Genomic DNA, 16,507 nt, shown 5'->3' on the forward strand with positions numbered 1-16,507 from the left:
TGCGCACGCACAGCGTGCAAAGCGGCCGAGTTAAGCTTTTTTTCACGTTCCGGCCCCATAAATCAGGCGTGTCCTCGTATCGCAAGATACAACGCCGATCATGATCGATTGAGCTTTTGAGCACACGGTGCGTTGCCAGGGTCCCGGGATTACCGGCCATGAAGCAGAGACGCCACATCATGCATCGATCCGCGAAATCCCTCACGCTCACGGCAAAACTTGCCACCGTCATTGTCGGAATAAATCTCACCGGAATGCTCGGACTGGCATTTTACACATGGCGCAACGAAAGCACGTCCATGCTGTCGGATGCCACACAGACCTGGAGCAAGGATACCGCCCAGTTTGCAACCCTTGCCGCCGGTGGCGTGAAATGGGGCAAATCCGAAGCGGTTGCCGAAACCTATGCGCTTTATCGTGACGATGTGACGCTCAACCTCGTGCAGTTTGCAGCCTTTGGCCCGGAACTGAAACCGGTCAACACCTGGAGCCGAACGGGACTTGCAAACCTGCCTGGAGACGCAGAGCTTGCAAAGGTTGCCGCCGTGCGGCCGGAAAAACCGAGCGTCGATCTCAGCGCAATCGGCAATCATTATGTCACCATCACCTCGCCCCTGCCGCTCGACAAGAGCGGTAAAGTTGGCGGTTATGTCGTCACCACCTGGTCGGCGCAGAGCATCATGGCGGAAGCGACGCAAAAGACGCTGGTGGCGCTTTCCATGCAGTTTGCCATCATCGCAATTGCCGTTGTCGTCTTCATCCTCACCATGCGCCGCATGATCGGCCGGCCGCTGAAGGCGCTGAGCGGGCGCATTACCGACCTGCAGAACGGCGATATGGAGACGCCGGTTTCGCACCGCGATGGCGGCGACGAGATCGGCTTTCTGGCCCGCGCGCTCGAAGGTTTTCGCAATGATGCGATTGCCACCCTGGCGCAGCGCCAGCTTGCCGAAGAACAGCAGCAGGCGCTGAACGCCGAGCGCGCCCGCAATGCAGCCGCCGCACAGGCAACGTCTGCCACGCAGAACCACGTGATGCAGACACTGGGTTTCGCGCTGGAACAGGTGGCAAACGGCAACCTCAACACCCGGCTGGACGATCTCGGCCCCGAATTCGACAAGCTGCGGCTTGATTTTAATGCCATGGTGGCCGCAATCACCGGCGCCGTCACCGATATCAAGACCGCATCCTTTGCCGTGGAAACCGGCGCCGGCGAACTGACCAGCCAGGCCGAGCAGCTTGCCCAGCGCACTGAACGCCAGGCCGCAGCGCTGGAAGAGACGGCAGCCGCCCTCGACCAGGTGACGAGCACCGTGCGCACCTCCTCGCGCAATGCCGAAGAGACCGGCGCCATGATCGGCGAGGCCAAGTCGGAGGCGCAGCATTCGGCCCAGGTTGTGCGCAACGCCATCGGTGCCATGGACCGCATCCAGCAGTCTTCCTCGCAGATCGGACAGATCATTTCTGTCATCGACGAGATCGCCTTCCAGACCAATCTGCTGGCCTTGAATGCCGGCGTGGAAGCGGCACGCGCCGGCGAAGCCGGCAAAGGGTTTGCGGTCGTGGCGCAGGAAGTGCGCGAACTGGCCCAACGCTCCGCCAATGCCGCAAAGCAGATCAAGGCGCTCATCGAGGTCTCCAGCACGGAAGTCTCCGGGGGTGTCGAACTTGTCAACCAGACGGGCGACGCCCTCCTGAAGATCGAATCCCATATCGCCCGCATCAATGACGGCATCCAGGTCATGGTGGACGCCTACCGCCAGCAGGCTTCCGGCCTGCAGGAGATCAATGGTGCCATCAACAACATGGACCAGACGACACAGCAGAACGCCGCCATGGTGGAGGAAACCAGCGCGGCCTGCCACGAACTGCTGTCGCAAAGCCAGTTGATGCAGGACGCGGCAAACCGCTTCCAACTCGGCTCCGGCACGCCCGCAATGGAAACACGGCGTTCCGTCGCCTGACCTTTCTGAATACCTCCGCAGCGGCCCGGGAGGCGGCAGTCGGGCTGCGCCAGAACCCCAGATGACATCCAGATCAAACCAGAGGAACATCCCATGACACGCGCATCGACCAGCCTTGCAGTCCTTGCCCTCCTTGCCTTCGGCGCGCAGCCGCTGATGGCCGAAGAGGCCCATGTCGCTCCCGTCACGGCCTTCATGCAGAGCGGCGTCAAGCCATGGCTGAACGACCCGACGATCATCTCCGCTGTGAAGGCGCAGAACGCCAAACATGCCGCTCTTGCCGAAGCCGACATCATCGCGCTCGACAAGACGTGGCGCGCCGAAGTGGAGGCTTCCGACAAGCCGCTGATCAGTGCGACACTCGCCAATGCGGTATCAGCCTTCCTCAAGGAGAAGCAGGCAGCCTCCTCCGGCGCCATCGCCGAAGTCTTCGTCATGGACAACAAGGGCCTCAATGTCGGCCAGAGCGATGCGACATCCGATTATTGGCAGGGCGACGAAGCCAAGTTCAAGAAGAGCTTCGGAGCCGGCAAGGATGCCGTCTTCGTGGATGGCGTCGAGAAGGACGAATCGACCCAGGCCCTGCAGTCGCAGGCGTCCATGACCATCGTCGATGAAACCGGCACCCCCATCGGCGCCATCACCGTCGGCGTCAACATGGACGCCATCTGATACGCTGGCCGCCAAGGCCCTCAGCAGACACGTCCCAATCGCGGCCGCCCTCCGGGGCGGCCTTCAGACTGCTGACGATGGGCTTTCAGCTTTGTCCGTCATGCTCGGGCCTATCCCGAGCATCTACAAACGTCTGATGTTATTGGATCTTGGTAGATCCTCGGCACAAGGCCGAGGATGACGTCGTGGTGTGAGACAGATTTGTCAACAAACTGGCGGCCGCCCTTCGGGGTGGCCTTTTTTATTCACCTGACAGCCTATCGCTTTTGCCCCAGATGAGGCCATACTTTCCCGGATATCGTCTTTCCGAGTCTGCGTTCCATCTCCTTGCGTTGCCGCCCATCGTCTCGGTCTTCAAAAGCATTTGCAGGTGCCATGTCGATTTCCGATTTCATCTACCGCCCGTTCGAGACGCTGATCCGCCCGCTCGACATTCCCTACCGGCCGCTGCCGTCGAAAAGCCCCTATGCGGTTCTCCTGCATTTCATCGGCCTGTTTCGCGGCATCCTGATTGCGCTGGCGCTCTCCTCCATGGCGATCGAGGCGATCAACCTCACCATCGTCTGGGGTCTCTCGGTCATCGTCGACGGCGTCACGCAGATGGGTGCCGAAGCGTTTCTGACAAACCGCTGGCAGCTTTTGACCTTTCTCGGACTGCTGATCTTTCCCGCCATGCCCCTCGTGTCCTTCCTCGTCAACACGTTCCAGTCGCACACGCTTGGCATCGGCATGCCGGTTGCCATCCAGTGGCAGGGCCACAAGGCGGTGGAGCGGCAGGATCTTGCCTTCTTCCACGATCTGTTTGCCGGACAGGTCGCCTCGCGCCTGTCGCAGGTGGCATCTGCCGTGCAACAGCAGGTGATTGCCGCCTTCCAGTCCATTCCGCGCTTCCTGCTGCAGATGGTCGGTTCCGTCGTGCTGCTCGCCACCCTCTCCTGGCAGTTGGCACTTCCCGTCATCATCTGGATCGCGCTCAACGTGGCGCTTGCCGCATACCTTGCCCCGATCTTTGCCGATCGCGCCCGCCGGTCTGCCAAACAGAGAAGCCTTGTCTCCGGGGCGATCACCGATCTCTACGGCAACATGCAGATGATCAAGCAGTTTGCCGCCGAAGACAGCGAGGCCGGCGCCATCCGCCGCATTCTCGGAAAGGCCATGCGCGCGCAGCACCAGGAACAGCGCATCTACCGCACCTCGGAACTGATCGTCGTCGCGCTCAACATGCTGTTGTGGCTCGCTATCCTCTTCATCGGCTTTTCCGGCCTTCTGCGCGGCTTTTTGAGCGTCGGCGAATTCGTGGCGGCGGTTTATGTGCTGCACCGGCTGTCCGGCCACACGTTTACGTTTCTGCAGATGGGCCAGCAGATCTTTCAGGCGATCGGCACCATCCGCGATGCCATGCCCGTCATGACCACGCCGCCGACCATCATCGACCGGCCGAACGCGCCTCAACTTGCGGTATCGAGGGGCGAGATCCGCTTTGAAAATATCCGGTTCGAATACAAGCCCGGCAAGCCTGTCATCGAGGGACTGGAGCTTCGCGTGCGGCCCGGAGAAAAAGTCGGGCTCGTCGGCCTTTCCGGTGCCGGCAAGACGACGCTGGTCAGCCTCCTCCTGCGCTTCTACGACCTGACGGACGGCCGCATCCTCATCGACGGGCAGGATATTCGTAGCGTCACCCAGGCAAGCCTGCGCGCGCAGATCGGCGTCATCGCGCAGGATGTGTCGCTGCTGCACCGCTCCGTCGGCGACAATATCCGTTACGGCCGCCCCGGTGCATCGGATGAGGAGATTATCGCTGCTGCAAAAGCGGCCGAAGCCGATCGTTTCATCGCCGATCTCTCCGACAAGGAGGGCCGGCACGGCTATGATGCCTTTGTCGGCGACCGCGGCATCAAGCTCTCAGGTGGTCAGCGGCAGCGGGTCGCCATTGCCCGCGTCCTGCTGAAGGATGCCCCGATCCTCATTCTCGACGAGGCAACCTCGGCGCTGGACAGCGAGGCGGAAGCCGCCATTCAGGACCGCTTGAGCCTGCTGATGCACGACAAGACCGTGATTGCCATTGCCCACCGCCTGTCGACCATCGCCGCGATGGACCGCATCGTCGTGCTCGACAAAGGCTGCATTGTCGAACAGGGAACTCCAGAGGACCTTTTGCAACAGGACGGGCTTTATGCGCGGCTTTGGAAACGCCAGACCGGTGGCTACATTCCCGATGTGATCGATCCTTGAACCGGCGCATGGCAGGAAAAGCTTGTCCTGCCGGCGCTTGCATGCCAGATGCAGGCGCACGTGAGACAGCGCCTGGCAACAGGCCAAACGAAGGGCCAAAAGCTGGCCCGCCTGCCATACGAGGCCATCAGACAAAAATGCTCCCCTGGATACAGATCGATGAGGCAGACATACCCGGTGACGGCGGAACGCTGCGCCTGAAACAGCGCGGCACCGAATTCTCCATCATGCTCGGCGCAAACGAGCTGATGAACAGCCGTCTCAGCGGCTCGGAGGAAGCGCTTGCCGTTCTGTCGCAGGAAAAGATCGCCGGACGTAGAAAACCGCATATGCTGATCGGGGGTCTCGGCATGGGCTTTACGCTCCGCGCCGCCTTGGCCGTGCTGCCGCCGGATGCAAAGGTCACCGTGGCCGAACTGGTGCCGGCGGTTGTCGCCTGGGCACGCGGGCCGATGGCCGAAGTCTTCAAGGGCTGCCTGGATGATCCGCGCGTGGCCATTCACGAGGGCGATGTCGCCGGGCTGATCGCCGCCTCCCCCGCAACCTTCGATGCGATCCTGCTTGATGTCGACAACGGCCCGGACGGGCTGACGCGTCCCTCGAACGATCGCCTCTACGACCACGAAGGGCTGCGTTTCACCCGCGCGGCATTGCGGCCGGGCGGCGTTCTCTCCGTCTGGTCCTCCGGCCCCGATGCCGCCTTTACCCGTCGCCTGAAGGACAGCGGTTTGAGCGCGGAAGCCAAACCGGTGCGTGCCAGCACCAAACGCAGCGGCGCCCGCCATGTCATCTGGCTTGCGGTGAAGCCTTAAGCCGACGTGACGATGCGAAAAAGGCGCCGCATCGCTGCAGCGCCTTTTTCTGTGTTGGCAAGCCTTAAAAATCAGGCGGCGCGGCGATAGCCCTGGCCGCCACCCACGTCTCCACCGAGACGGAACTTTGACAGGATCTCGGTCAGCTGGCGGCTTTCGGATGCCAGCACCTGGCTTGCCGCCGTGGTTTCTTCCACCATGGCCGCATTCTGCTGGGTCATCTGGTCCATGTGGTTGACGGACGTGTTGATTTCGCCAAGCGCTGCAGACTGTTCTCCGGCGGCCCGTGCAATCATCGCCACGTGCTCGTTCACCCGGTTTACCAGATCCTCGATCTCCTTCAGCGCATCGCCGGTGGACAGGACCAGCGTCACGCCGCCCTTCACCTCTTCGGCCGACGTATTGATCAGCGTCTTGATCTCCTTGGCGGCATTGGCCGAACGCTGGGCAAGCTCGCGAACTTCCTGCGCAACGACGGCAAAACCACGCCCCGCCTCGCCGGCACGGGCGGCCTCGACGCCGGCATTGAGTGCCAAGAGGTTGGTCTGGAAGGCGATCTCGTCGATCACGGAAATGATCTGGCTGATCTTCTGCGAAGACTGCTCGATACGGCCCATGGCGTCGATCGCGTCGCGCACGATACCGCCCGAACGGCCGGCACTGACTTTGGTTTCCGACACCATACGGGTCGCCTCATTGGCGCGGTCCGTGGAGGTGCGCACCGTCGTGGTGATCTCCTCGAGCGCTGCGGCGGTTTCCTCCAGCGAGGCCGCCTGCTGTTCGGTGCGGCGGGCAAGCTGGTTGGAAGCGGTGGAAAGCTCGCCGGAATTGTCGGTGATGGTGCCGGCGGCGGTCCGCACGTTTTCCATCGTGGCGCGCAGCGTTGCCATCGTCGTGTTGACGTTGTCCTGCAATTCGGCAAAGGCACCCTGGAACTGTCCGCGCATATCCTGCGTCAGGTCCTGCTCGGCAAGGGCTGCCACGACGCGGCGCACTTCGGTGACGCCGAAATCGACATTTTCAACGAGTTCGTTGACGCTTGCGGCAAAACGCTTGAGGTCGGCATCGTCATAGGACTTGCTGATGCGCTGGCTGAAATCGCCGGCGGCAGCGGCGGCCACGATACCGCTGATCGAGACCTGCAGATCCTTGCTCTGGCGGTTGAGGGCGGCTTCCTGTGCTTCCATCGCCCGCATCTGGATTTCGTTGGCACGGAATACTTCGAGCGCACGCGCCATTTCGCCGATTTCATCCAGGCGGTCCGTATCGGTCACCGGCTGATCCGTGCGGCCCTTGGCCATTTCGCTCATGACACCCGTCATGCGACGGATCGGGCCGGCGATATCGCGCCGCGCAATGAGAAGGCTGAGCGCCACGCCAAGTGCGATACAGACAGCCGCCGTGATGGCAAGGATCATCACCGTCGTCTGCGATTCGTCGATGGCGCGACCACGCGACTGCGACAGCGTCTTTGCCGAATAGGTGCTGTAGACCTTGACGGCGGCGGTCACCGCCTTCTGGCCGTCGAGCGCCTTGTTAAGGGCTGCGGCCATCAGCTTGGGATCCTTGGCCGCATCCGTCGCGGCAACCTTCACCATGTCGCGGATGCTGTCGAAATAGGCGTTGAGGCTGGTGCGGATATCGGCAAGCTGTTTCTGTTCTTCGCCATCGGCGGTCGCTGCAATCTTCGGCAGACGCTCCAGCATTTCCTTGGAGCGCTTTTCCGTTTCGGCGGCAAAGTCCGCAGACTTTTCCGGCGCCAGCGCCAGCTGATACGTCATGCGGCTGATGGCGATGATATCGACGCGCAGGTCCATCGCCTCGCGGGCAACCTCTTCGCGCTGGCCGGTATCCTTCAGCGAGGAGCCGAGCATGAAGAGGCCTTGCGTACCGACCGCCGCAATGGCTGCCGCCGCCACGCCCATCAAGCCGACAACAAGGCTGATCTTTTTCAGGATTGATAGGTTCTTGATTTTCACGGGACGTGATCTCCGACGGACAGGACAACAAACGCCGTGCCTCACGAAGCGCAGGTTCACTTCATGAGACAAGGCTTATATGGAGAAATTCTAAGATTCGAACGTTAAAGATTTGGGTGGAGAACATTGTGGATTATCGCGCAAAGCTGGCGCCCGGGATGCATTTGCCGTGACGGGAGGCTGAAACATCACACCAAACGGCAGCGACAACCCCTTGAGTTTCCTCAGCGATTTATTTCTCCCCGTTTTCCACAGCTTACAGACACAAGATCTTGTGGTTAAAAATCCGTTGCAAACTACGGCTTGACGAATCTATAGGTTCGGCCGAGATTGAATTCCATGTTGCGGCGGCGACTGAACCGGAACTAACGAGGCCGGTTCTTCATGCGCAAAATCACCCCTTCCGTCTGTTGGCGGCCTGCCATGAAGGCATGCACGCGGCGCGGTCTCTGTGTGTCGTTTTGCGCCTCGTCTCGACAAAATGCGCTGGTGGACAAGTGTCGTTTATACTATATTTAGTGTTTACAGACATCATAACCACCAGATACAGGTCGCCATCCCAGCGATGGTTTGCCACATGGCATGAACACGCAACGGCCGACGGTTGAAGCTCAACCGCCGCGGATGAGATTTTTTGCGCCTTTCTACGGCGCACAGCGAGGACGAGAGAGATGCGCATAGAACGTCGATTTACCAAGCCTGGCCACGGTGCCTATGCGGACATCCCCTTCCGTAAGGGGATCAGCGAAATCCGCAATCCGGATGGCTCCATCGTTTTCCGCCTGGCTGATATCGACGTGCCCGCGCAGTTCTCGCAGGTTGCCACCGACGTTCTCGCGCAGAAATATTTCCGCAAAGCCGGCGTGCCGAAGTTCTTGAAGAAGGTTGAGGAAAACAACGTTCCTTCCTTCCTCTGGCGCTCGGTTGCTGACGAAAAGGCTCTGAAGGACGTGCCGGAAGGCGAACGCTACGGATCTGAAACCGATGCGCGCCAGGTGTTTTCGCGCCTTGCCGGCACCTGGACCTACTGGGGCTGGAAGGGCGGCTATTTCTCGTCCGAAGAAGACGCGTCCGCCTTCATGGACGAACTGTCCTACATGCTCGCCACCCAGCGCGTGGCACCGAACTCGCCGCAGTGGTTCAACACCGGCCTGCACTGGGCCTATGGTATTGATGGCCCCGGCCAGGGCCATTTCTACGTCGACCCCTTCACGGGCAAGCTGACGAAGTCGAAATCCGCTTACGAACATCCGCAGCCGCATGCCTGCTTCATCCAGTCCGTCGAGGACGATCTCGTTAACGAGGGCGGCATCATGGATCTGTGGGTGCGTGAAGCGCGCCTGTTCAAGTACGGCTCCGGCACCGGCTCCAACTTCTCCTATCTGCGCGGCGAAGGCGAAAAGCTGTCGGGCGGCGGTCGCTCAAGCGGCCTCATGTCCTTCCTGAAGATCGGCGACCGTGCGGCCGGCGCCATCAAGTCTGGCGGCACCACGCGCCGTGCGGCCAAGATGGTCGTTGTCGACATCGACCATCCGGATATCGAAGCTTACATCGACTGGAAGGTGAAGGAAGAGCAGAAGGTTGCCGCCCTCGTCACCGGTTCCAAGGTTGTTGCCAAGCACCTGAAGGCCATCATGAAGGCCTGCGTCAATTGCGAAGGCGATAACGAAGCCTGCTACGATCCGAACCAGAACCCGGCCCTGAAGCGCGAAATCAAGGCCGCCAAGAAGGACCAGGTTCCGGAAAACTATGTGAAGCGCGTCATCCAGTTCGCCAAGCAGGGTTATAAGGATCTCGACTTCAAGACCTATGACACGGACTGGGATTCGGAAGCCTATCTCACGGTTTCGGGCCAGAACTCCAACAACTCCGTCTCCCTGAAGGACGACTTTTTGCGCGCTGTCGAAAACGACGGCGACTGGAACCTCACCGCCCGCAAGGACGGCAAGGTGATGAAGACGCTGAAGGCGCGCGACCTCTGGGAAAAGATTTCCTATGCCGCCTGGGCCTCTGCCGATCCGGGCCTGCACTTCAACACGACCATGAACGATTGGCACACGTCGCCAGCGGCCGGTCCGATCCGCGCGTCGAACCCGTGCTCGGAATACATGTTCCTCGACGACACGGCCTGCAACCTGGCCTCGCTCAACCTCCTGCGCTTCAAGGATGCCAAGACCAAGAACATCGACATCGCAGACTACGAACATGCCGTTCGCCTGTGGACCGTCGTGCTCGAAGTCTCCGTGATGATGGCGCAGTTCCCGTCGCGCCAGATCGCTGAACGTTCCTACGAATACCGCACGCTCGGCCTTGGTTATGCCAATATCGGCGGCCTGCTGATGTCCTCGGGCATTCCCTACGACTCGACCGAAGGCCGCGCCATCGCCGGCTCGCTGACGGCGATCATGACCGGGATTTCCTACGCCACCTCGGCTGAAATCGCCTCGGAACTCGGCCCCTTCCCGGGCTTTGCGCCGAACCGCGACAACATGCTGCGCGTCATGCGCAACCACCGCCGTGCAGCTTACGGTGAATCGACCGGTTACGAAGGCCTCTCGGTCAACCCGGTTCCGCTCATCCATTCGGAAAACCCGGATCAGGATCTGGTGGCCCATGCCAAGGCTGCCTGGGACAAGGCAATCGCACTTGGCGAACAGCACGGTTACCGCAACGCCCAGACGACAGTGATTGCGCCGACCGGCACGATCGGCCTCGTGATGGATTGCGACACGACTGGCATCGAGCCAGATTTCGCGCTGGTGAAATTCAAGAAGCTCGCCGGTGGCGGTTACTTCAAGATCATCAACGGCGCTGTGCCGGAAGCGCTTCGCACGCTCGGCTATTCGGAAAGCCAGCTGGCCGAGATCGAGGCCTATGCCGTTGGCCATGGCAACATCAACCAGGCGCCTGGCATCAACCCCGGTTCGCTGCGCGCCAAGGGCTTTTCCGACGAGAAGATCGAGGCGATCAACGGCGCCACCAAGGCTGCCTTCGACATCAAGTTCGTGTTCAACCAGTGGACGCTCGGCGCCGACTTCCTGAAGGACACCCTGAAGGTTTCCGACGAGCAGCTCGCCGACATGAGCTTTAACCTGCTCGAACATATCGGCTTCTCGAAGAAGGACATCGAGGCTGCCAATATCCACGTCTGCGGTGCCATGACGCTGGAAGGTGCGCCCTTCCTCAAGAACGAGCATCTGCCGGTGTTCGATTGCGCCAACCCCTGCGGCAAGATCGGCAAGCGGTATCTGTCGGTGGAAAGCCACATCCGCATGATGGCGGCTGCCCAGCCCTTCATCTCCGGTGCCATTTCCAAGACAATCAACATGCCGAACGAGGCAACCGTCGAGGATTGCGGTTCCGCCTACATGCTCTCCTGGAAGCTGGCGCTGAAGGCAAACGCCCTTTACCGCGATGGCTCCAAGCTGTCCCAGCCGCTCAACGCCTCGCTGATCGAGGACGAGAACGACGACGATGCGCTGGAAGAGCTGCTTCAGCAGCCGCAGGCCGCCCAGGCCGTGACGATCACCGAAAAGATCGTCGAGCGCGTCATCGAGCGTGTCACCCGCGAGCGGGAAAAGCTGCCGAACCGCCGTCAGGGTTACACCCAGAAGGCCAATGTCGGTGGTCACAAGGTCTACCTGCGCACCGGTGAATTCGGCGACGGGCGCATCGGCGAGATCTTCATCGACATGCACAAGGAAGGCGCTGCCTTCCGTGCGATGATGAACAACTTTGCCATCGCCATCTCGCTCGGCCTCCAGTACGGCGTGCCGCTCGAAGAGTTCGTCGAAGCCTTCACCTTCACCAAGTTCGAGCCGGCCGGCATCGTGACGGGCAATGACGCGATCAAGAACGCCACGTCGATCCTCGACTACGTGTTCCGCGAACTCGCCGTCTCCTATCTCGGCCGCCACGATCTGGCCCATGTCGATACCTCCGACTTCTCGCAGACGGCGCTTGGCAAGGGCATCCAGGAAGGCAAGACCAACCTCGTCTCCACCGGCTGGACCCGCGGCTACAAGCCGACGCTCGTCTCGGGCGGTTCCGATCGCCTCGCTGCCAATGAACCGAAGGGTTCGGCAACGGCTTCCCCTGCCAAGGCATTGGCTGGCGGCAACGTGACGGCGTTTGCGGGCTCCGCTGCCCGCAAGCTTGAAACGACGCTTGCCATCTCGACCTCGGAAGTCGTCTCCTTCAAGCGCGACTATGAAGAGCGCGCCAAGGAACTGGTTGAAGAGATTGCCGAGGAAGCGCTCGCCGACGAAAGCCAGCAGTCCGCCACCGCCCTCTTCTCCGACAAGGCCGAGGCAGACGCCGCCGCCGCCAAGGCAGAAGCCAAAAAGAAGGAAGCCGACCGCCGCATGCGCTCCATCGCGCAGGGCTATACGGGCAACATGTGCTCCGAATGCCAGAACTTTACGATGGTACGTAATGGCACATGCGAGAAGTGCGACACGTGCGGCGCAACGAGCGGGTGCAGCTGAAGACCAACTAAAAACTCAAGAAGATTGAAAATAGATCTTAATTGAAATGAAGCCAGACGCATTCCGCAAACATGCGTCTGGCTCATATTGAAATCAATTGAGTTAATATTCCAGCGTACTATTTGGCCCTTAATAACAATGCTACGGCAGTCTGGTGGAAGACCATGATGAAGGGCAGCAAAAAATGGATTTATTTATCAATCACAGCACTTTTATGTTTAATAATTTTTTTCTCATTTTATTTGGACAGCCCACTATTTTTCCGAGAAAGCTGGTGCTACGTCGAAAATGACCAGTGCTTGCGCGAATGGATAGCAGCGCTTGGTAGCTGGGCGGCTGTGGCGGCTGCGGTGCCCACACTCATTTACTTGTCAAAACAGATTAGCGACGCACGCGGTCACCACCGTGAAAACCTCCGCTTACAGCAGCAACGGTCGTACGCAATTGCGCGCAGAGCCGAAGTAGCTGTGAAGAGAACCGAGTGGCGCTTAAATCAATTGATAGACGCAATAGAAAACAAAGATTACATCACAACTATTCGAGAGCTTCGATGTCAGTTCACTGATTTGATCGCACATTTAAGATCCCCCGAATTTTCCGCGTTTGAAAAAAATTTCGGACCACCAGATTATGATGATCTCAACAATCTCCTAGATCAATTGAAGCTTGCAGAAGATGCAATCGAAACCCTAAACATAAAATTTGGCCCGGACGACACCATCGATTGCGAGGAGAATAGTATAAATTTCGTTAGGTATAATGCAGAATTCACTCAATCATACCTAAAAAACTGCAAGACTATGATAGCCGCTTCTATTGAAGAATACCGCGCACTCGCACCAACCGACCTGGAAACCCGCCGCTGACATCAGACAATTGCGCGGCACCGCGCATGCCCCATGTCAAAGTCATCCGTCGGGCCTTCCGCCTGACGCAGGAAGAGTTTTCCGCACGTTACCACATCCCGCTCGGCACGCTGCGCGATTGGGAACAGGGACGTTCCGTGCCCGACCAGACGGCGCGCGCCTATCTGAAGGTGATTGCCGTCAATCCCGATGGTACGGCGCAAGCGCTGGCGAAGGGAGCTGCGTGATCGCCGGCGTTTAAGCCAGTTCGCCCCCCCATCGAGGCAATGGGCCTGACCTACATTCCCATGGCTCGTGGCTTCGTCTATCTCTGTGCCATCGTGGACTGGTTCAGCCGGAGGGTTCTGTCGTGGCGGCTATCGATCACGATGGAAGCAACCTTCTGCATCGAAGCAGTCGAGGAAGCGCTGGCCCGGCATAGTAAAACCCGACATATGCAATATTGACGTAAGCATTCGCCGAGGACCGCAGGTCAGCTTTTCTTGCGCGATCGGCGCTTCCACTTTGCGGCTAGAGCCTCGACGTTTTTGCGGAGATTGGCGGCGTCGACATCGCCCGGATCGTAGTGTGCGTGGCCCCACCATTCGACAAGTTCGTGGTGACGCTCATGGTTGGTGTCCGCAATGGCTTCGCGGAACTCTTGATAGCCCCAGGGACCGCCGACATCCTCCGGTGGACACCGTCCGACAACCTCGAGAAGGAATGGATCTTCGAAGCCGGCGGTCGCCGGAAAGATCTTTTCGATTTTCACAGAGTGCGTCCAGCCGTCGCCGAAGTCATAGAGATACTTGAATGACTTCGCGCCAATATCTTCGATGGCAGCAAGAAGCGTTTCCTTGCGTGCATCGATGGGACCACCAAAGCCGTCATCAGGCAGGCCGAAGCCGATGTCACGGATCCTGAACTCATACAGATGGCTGTTGGTCCAGCCGAAGGCCTCCTGAAGGATCTCATGAAGCCGGTCCAGCCGAATGCGGAATGGCACGACAACGCGGCGCATCACCAAGGGGTCAACGTCATCGAGCGTGACCTTCAAGCGAACGAGAGGACCAGCCATCAGGCCGCCTGCCTCAGTGGCGATGTTGCGGTTTTCCGCCAATTCCAGGGGAGAAGCTCATCAAGACGGCTGGCTGGATGATCGGCGATGCGGGCGAGAACATCGGCAAGCCAGGCCTGTGGGTCAATGCGGTTCATCTTCGCGGTGACGATCAGGCTGTACATGGACGCCGCCCGCTGCCCCCCTCGATCGGACCCGGCAAATAGCCAGGCTTTTCGTCCGAGCGCCACACCGCGCAGAGAGCGCTCCGCGCAATTGTTCGACAGGCAGATACGGCCGTCGTCCAGGAAGCGGGTGAAGGATTCCCAGCGGTTCAGCATATAGTCAAATGCCTTTGCCAAGTCATTGTCGCGCGGCAACCTGGCGCGGTGTTCGCGTATCCATATCTCCATGTCGTCAATCAGCGGTTTTGACAACTGCTGGCGGATTGCTTTTCTCTCATCGGGAGTGCGGCCATTGATATGGCGTTCGATTTCGAACAAAGCGTCGATCCGCTGCACCATGTTCAAGGCGACCGGCGAGATGACGGCGGCACTTTTACCCTGCGCTTTTCGGCGCGCGTTGGCCTCCAGATCGGCTTGCGCAAAGAATGGTCGCCTGGCATGCGCCCAACACGCTGCCTCATGAATCGGGCCCGGACTTCGATCAGGAAGATAAAGCTGGCCATAGCCCGTATAGGCATCCGCCTGAAGGATACCGCTATAGTTGGCCAGATGCGCCTGTGGATGTTCGCCGGCCCGGTCCCGGGAATAATAGAACATCGCCGACGGAGGCGCCGTACCGCCAAACGGAGCATCATCCTTGACGTAGCTCCATATCCGACCGGTAACGGTTTTGCCGAGAGCCAGAACCGGCACGGTCGTGTCATCACCGTGGATCCGTTCAGACGCGAACGTATGGCTTTCAATCCGCCGCACCAGCGGATCCAGGACCTGGCAGCACGTGCCAATCGCGTCTGCCGCAGTCGACAGACTGATTGGCACACCTTCCAGGGCAAAACGTTCGACCTGGCGATTGAGCGGAATGTGCTGGCCAAACTTGTCGCACAACATCATCGCCAAAAGGCTCGGACCAGCCCACCCTCTCGGTATGACATGGAAGGGTGCAGGTGCCTGGCTGATCTTCTCGCAGTCACGGCAGGTGAACTTTTCCCGAACGGTCTGAATGATCTTCCAACTCCGCGGTACGCTCTCCATCGTTTCGGTAATGTCTTCGCCGAGCTTGCGAAGCCGTTCACCGCCACAGCAGTTGCAGGCAACCGGGCCTGGCACGACAAAACGCTCACGCGGCAGATGTTCCGGGAATGGCTTCTTGACCGGCCGCTTGCGCGTAAAGCCGGTGACCGCAATCGCCGCCGCCGCAACGGCCATCTCGGCAGCAAGCTCATCTTCGGTCGCCGTCGCTTCGGCGTCCTCAAGCATCAGCTCCATCTGAGCAATCAGCCGCGCCGTCCGTTCCGACTTCTGACCGCGCAGTTCCCGTTGCAGCTTTTCGATATAGACTTTCTGGCGAAGAATGATGGCCTGATCATCGGCTTCCTTGGCCTTGGCAACAGCCAATTCGGCCAAAGCGGTAGCTCGTTCCAACCGCGCAATCGCCAGCTCTGCCTCCAGGGCAGCAGCATGATCACGGGGATTTTCCGAGCCGGTTTCCATGCTCGAAGTGAATCATAAAACCACTGATTTGTATAGCTTTTCCTGGCGCCCCGCTCGCAAATCCCGCCCCAAAAGACACTATCCAGCGCTCGTCGGCCGCCATGTCTGCTGCGGGTTCCGCCAGTCAATTCCCTCAAGCAAATAGGACATCTGGCCAGCCGTCAGCGCAATAGCTCCACCCTGCGTCGCCGGCCAAATGAAACGGCCGCGCTCGAGCCGCTTTGCGTATAGCGAAAGCCCAAATCCGTCATGCCAAAGAGCCTTGATCAGCCGGCCGCTTTTCCCGCGGAAGACAAAAACGTCACCCTTGAACGGATCACGACCCAAACCTTCCTGCACGATCAGAGCAAGGCCGTGCATTCCCTTGCGCATATCGCAATGGCCGCTCGCAATCCAAACCCGCACGCTCGAACTGATCGGGATCATTTGAGCGCACGCATCACGGCTGCAGCAAGATCACAAGGCGCCCCGGACGCAATCCTCACCTTGATACCGTTCGCAAAGTCCACAACGATGGTTGTCGCACAACCATCGCCGTTGCCAGGAACGTCCAGGACAGTTGCCGGCACGAAAGCGGGCTCATCTTTCAAAGACAGCGCTTGGCGCCGCCACGTGTAGAGCAGCCCCGTCGAAACATCAAAACGACGCGCTACTGCCGAGACATTTGCCCCCGGAGCAAATGCTGCCTCCACAATCTCCCGCCGTTCATCCGGTGACCAACGACGACGTCGTTCTTGACCCGTCAGCAAAATGGCCTGTGCCATCGTTCCTCATTGCGCTCTT

12 protein-coding genes and 1 pseudogene are annotated in these 16,507 nt (G+C 59.7%); 8 read left to right on the forward strand and 5 right to left on the reverse strand.

Features of this window, described 5'->3' with window-relative positions; translation table 11 throughout:
- Positions 1–179: 179 nt before the first annotated feature.
- The 4 genes from AC4CWF_RS10790 (at position 180) to AC4CWF_RS10805 (ending at position 5,680) form a co-directional block, all read left to right on the forward strand.
- Positions 180–1,964, forward strand: a complete 1,785-nt coding sequence (locus AC4CWF_RS10790) for a methyl-accepting chemotaxis protein (RefSeq protein ID WP_491285352.1) — start codon at positions 180–182, stop codon at positions 1,962–1,964.
- Positions 1,965–2,057: 93 nt separating this feature from the next.
- Positions 2,058–2,636, forward strand: coding sequence for a hypothetical protein (locus AC4CWF_RS10795; protein WP_491281685.1), 579 nt, complete (start codon positions 2,058–2,060; stop codon positions 2,634–2,636).
- 375 nt (positions 2,637–3,011) lie between these two features.
- Positions 3,012–4,868: an ABC transporter ATP-binding protein gene (locus AC4CWF_RS10800; protein WP_491281686.1), complete on the forward strand. Its 1,857-nt coding sequence runs from the start codon at positions 3,012–3,014 to the stop codon at positions 4,866–4,868.
- A 137-nt stretch (positions 4,869–5,005) separates the two neighbouring features.
- Complete coding sequence (locus AC4CWF_RS10805; protein ID WP_491281687.1) at positions 5,006–5,680, forward strand: spermidine synthase; 675 nt, start codon at positions 5,006–5,008, stop codon at positions 5,678–5,680.
- 71 nt (positions 5,681–5,751) lie between these two features.
- Here the strand turns inward: AC4CWF_RS10805 and AC4CWF_RS10810 are convergent, their stop codons facing one another.
- On the reverse strand, positions 5,752–7,659 hold the full coding sequence (locus tag AC4CWF_RS10810) for a methyl-accepting chemotaxis protein (protein ID WP_491281688.1): 1,908 nt from the start codon (positions 7,657–7,659) through the stop codon (positions 5,752–5,754).
- Between the two features lie 671 nt (positions 7,660–8,330).
- On the opposite strand from AC4CWF_RS10810, the gene AC4CWF_RS10815 reads away from it, so the two are divergent.
- The 4 genes and pseudogenes from AC4CWF_RS10815 to AC4CWF_RS10830 form a co-directional block, all read left to right on the forward strand.
- Positions 8,331–12,146 (forward strand): vitamin B12-dependent ribonucleotide reductase, encoded by a 3,816-nt coding sequence (locus AC4CWF_RS10815; protein ID WP_491281689.1) that lies wholly within the window; start codon positions 8,331–8,333, stop codon positions 12,144–12,146.
- 164 nt (positions 12,147–12,310) lie between these two features.
- Positions 12,311–13,012: a hypothetical protein gene (locus AC4CWF_RS10820; RefSeq protein WP_491281690.1), complete on the forward strand. Its 702-nt coding sequence runs from the start codon at positions 12,311–12,313 to the stop codon at positions 13,010–13,012.
- Positions 12,970–13,239 (forward strand): helix-turn-helix domain-containing protein, encoded by a 270-nt coding sequence (locus AC4CWF_RS10825; RefSeq protein ID WP_491285354.1) that lies wholly within the window; start codon positions 12,970–12,972, stop codon positions 13,237–13,239. Before AC4CWF_RS10820 ends, AC4CWF_RS10825 begins: the two co-directional genes overlap by 43 nt.
- A gap of 36 nt (positions 13,240–13,275) precedes the next feature.
- Positions 13,276–13,437 (forward strand): annotated as a pseudogene (locus AC4CWF_RS10830) (DDE-type integrase/transposase/recombinase); the annotation flags it as partial.
- 47 nt (positions 13,438–13,484) lie between these two features.
- Here AC4CWF_RS10830 and AC4CWF_RS10835 read toward each other — a convergent pair.
- The 4 genes from AC4CWF_RS10835 to tnpA all read right to left on the reverse strand — a co-directional run bounded on the left by AC4CWF_RS10835 (position 13,485) and on the right by tnpA (position 16,488).
- On the reverse strand, positions 13,485–14,069 hold the full coding sequence (locus tag AC4CWF_RS10835) for a plasmid pRiA4b ORF-3 family protein (RefSeq protein WP_491281691.1): 585 nt from the start codon (positions 14,067–14,069) through the stop codon (positions 13,485–13,487).
- A complete protein-coding gene (gene tnpC / locus AC4CWF_RS10840) occupies positions 14,069–15,724 on the reverse strand; it encodes an IS66 family transposase (protein WP_491281692.1) in 1,656 nt (551 codons plus the stop codon). Before tnpC ends, AC4CWF_RS10835 begins: the two co-directional genes overlap by 1 nt.
- A gap of 78 nt (positions 15,725–15,802) precedes the next feature.
- On the reverse strand, positions 15,803–16,150 hold the full coding sequence (gene tnpB / locus AC4CWF_RS10845) for an IS66 family insertion sequence element accessory protein TnpB (protein ID WP_491281693.1): 348 nt from the start codon (positions 16,148–16,150) through the stop codon (positions 15,803–15,805).
- A complete protein-coding gene (tnpA, locus tag AC4CWF_RS10850; RefSeq protein WP_491281694.1) occupies positions 16,147–16,488 on the reverse strand; it encodes an IS66-like element accessory protein TnpA in 342 nt (113 codons plus the stop codon). Before tnpA ends, tnpB begins: the two co-directional genes overlap by 4 nt.
- Between the last annotated feature and the right edge of the window lie 19 nt (positions 16,489–16,507).

This window comes from Neorhizobium sp. PAMB6630 (assembly GCF_058242775.1).

What these genes read in the sequence shown, in the direction of transcription:
- AC4CWF_RS10805 (WP_491281687.1), top strand. Translation starts at nt 5,006, where the DNA reads ATGCTCCCCTGGATACAGATCGATGAGGCAGACATACCCGGTGACGGC.
- AC4CWF_RS10790 (WP_491285352.1), top strand. Translation starts at nt 180, where the DNA reads ATGCATCGATCCGCGAAATCCCTCACGCTCACGGCAAAACTTGCCACC.
- tnpB (WP_491281693.1), bottom strand. Translation starts at nt 16,150, where the DNA reads ATGATCCCGATCAGTTCGAGCGTGCGGGTTTGGATTGCGAGCGGCCAT.
- tnpC (WP_491281692.1), bottom strand. Translation starts at nt 15,724, where the DNA reads ATGGAAACCGGCTCGGAAAATCCCCGTGATCATGCTGCTGCCCTGGAG.
- AC4CWF_RS10835 (WP_491281691.1), bottom strand. Translation starts at nt 14,069, where the DNA reads ATGGCTGGTCCTCTCGTTCGCTTGAAGGTCACGCTCGATGACGTTGAC.
- tnpA (WP_491281694.1), bottom strand. Translation starts at nt 16,488, where the DNA reads ATGGCACAGGCCATTTTGCTGACGGGTCAAGAACGACGTCGTCGTTGG.
- AC4CWF_RS10820 (WP_491281690.1), top strand. Translation starts at nt 12,311, where the DNA reads ATGATGAAGGGCAGCAAAAAATGGATTTATTTATCAATCACAGCACTT.
- AC4CWF_RS10795 (WP_491281685.1), top strand. Translation starts at nt 2,058, where the DNA reads ATGACACGCGCATCGACCAGCCTTGCAGTCCTTGCCCTCCTTGCCTTC.
- AC4CWF_RS10800 (WP_491281686.1), top strand. Translation starts at nt 3,012, where the DNA reads ATGTCGATTTCCGATTTCATCTACCGCCCGTTCGAGACGCTGATCCGC.
- AC4CWF_RS10815 (WP_491281689.1), top strand. Translation starts at nt 8,331, where the DNA reads ATGCGCATAGAACGTCGATTTACCAAGCCTGGCCACGGTGCCTATGCG.